Here is a 1,559-nt window from a genome sequence, read left to right on the forward strand (position 1 = left end):
TATTAGGTTTAACAAGGAAAGGTGCAGCTTCTATTCCAAGTTTTAAAGCCTCACCCTTGGTATCTAGAAAAAACTTCTTTCCAGATTCCTTTGCCATTATTGCTAAGTTATTATAAATATCCTCTGGTAACCCATAAGGTATACTTCCAGAAGCACAAACTATATCAACATCTCTTATTAATTCTCTATATAATTCATAAAACTCTAAAACCTCATTAGCTGATATGGAAGGTCCTCTTTCTAAAATTTCTGTTTGGCTACCATCGTCAGAAAGAATTGCTATACAACTTCTAGTCTCCCCATTAATAAATACAAATTCATGTTTGACCCCCATAATATTCAACTGTTCAACAATGTATTCGCCACTTCTACCACCTATAAAGCCAGTAGCAATTACAGGTTCATTAAAAGCTTTTATTACCTTCGTTACATTTAACCCTTTTCCACCAGCAGTATATTGAACATCCGTAGCCCTATAGACTTTACCTTTTTTAAAATTCTTTAAATTATACCTTCTATCAATAGAAGGATTTAAAGTGACGGTGAGAATCAAAGCAAATCCCCCCTTTTTCTACATTATACCATATTTATCTACTATTTTAGCTTTTACTTAATTTTATAAGGGGAATACTTTATTTGTAGATTAAATTCTTAACTATTCTAGTCTAATCAATAGTTCTCCTGATTCTACATTCTGCCCTTCTTTAACAGATATTGATTTAACCGTTCCATCTATGGATGAAGTAACATGAGTTTCCATCTTCATAGCTTCTATTATAGCTACTAATTGATTAGATTTTATTTTATCTCCTTTTTTAACTAATATTTTTGCTACTATTCCAGGGATATTAGCACCGATTTCTTGTTTATTCTCTGGATCTGCAATTTGAATAAAATCAGGTTTATTTGCTATATTACTTGCTTTATCAAATATTTTTATAGCTCTTCTACTATCATTTACCTCAAAGTATAAGGTTCTATATCCTTTTTCATCTAATCTTCCTATTTCAAGAAGTTTAATTACTAAGATCTTTCCTTCTTCAATTTCTACTTCACCGGTTTCTCCTTCTCTTAATCCATAGAAAAACACATCGCTGCTAACTCTGCTAAAGTCGCCTTGATTCTTAATATATTTTAAATAATCTTCAAATACTTTAGGGTAAAAAGCATAGGACAATATATCCTTCATAGATGGATTGATATTGAACTTTTGCTTTAAATATATTTTAATTTTATCAAAATCCTCAGGTTCAAGTAATTCTCCTGGTCTACAATTTATTGGTTCTTCACCTTTTAGTACTAATTTTTGAAGTTTTTCTGGGAACCCTCCCATCGGTTGCCCCATCATGCCTTTAAAGTAGGATACTACTGAATCTGGGAAAGACATGTTTTTTGCTTTATGATATATATTATCTATAGTCAAATCATTTTGTACCATAAATATTGCCATATCACCAACAACTTTAGATGTAGGAGTAACTTTAACTATATCTCCTAATATTTCATTTACAACTCTATACATTTCCTTAACTTCTTCAAACCGATGGCCTAATCCAAAA

Annotated in this window: 2 protein-coding genes; both read right to left on the minus strand. The window is 31.0% G+C overall.

The window, feature by feature from the left end:
• Positions 1 to 553, minus strand: a 553-nt coding sequence (locus VK998_RS04735) for a 1-phosphofructokinase family hexose kinase (protein ID WP_325226073.1), incomplete at its 3' end; no start/stop codon positions are given.
• Between the two features lie 102 nt (positions 554 to 655).
• Positions 656 to 1,559, minus strand: a 904-nt coding sequence (locus tag VK998_RS04740) for a biotin/lipoyl-containing protein (protein ID WP_325226075.1), incomplete at its 5' end; no start/stop codon positions are given.

The organism is Schnuerera sp., from assembly GCF_035459645.1.
Lineage (GTDB): Bacteria > Bacillota > Clostridia > Tissierellales > Tepidimicrobiaceae > Schnuerera.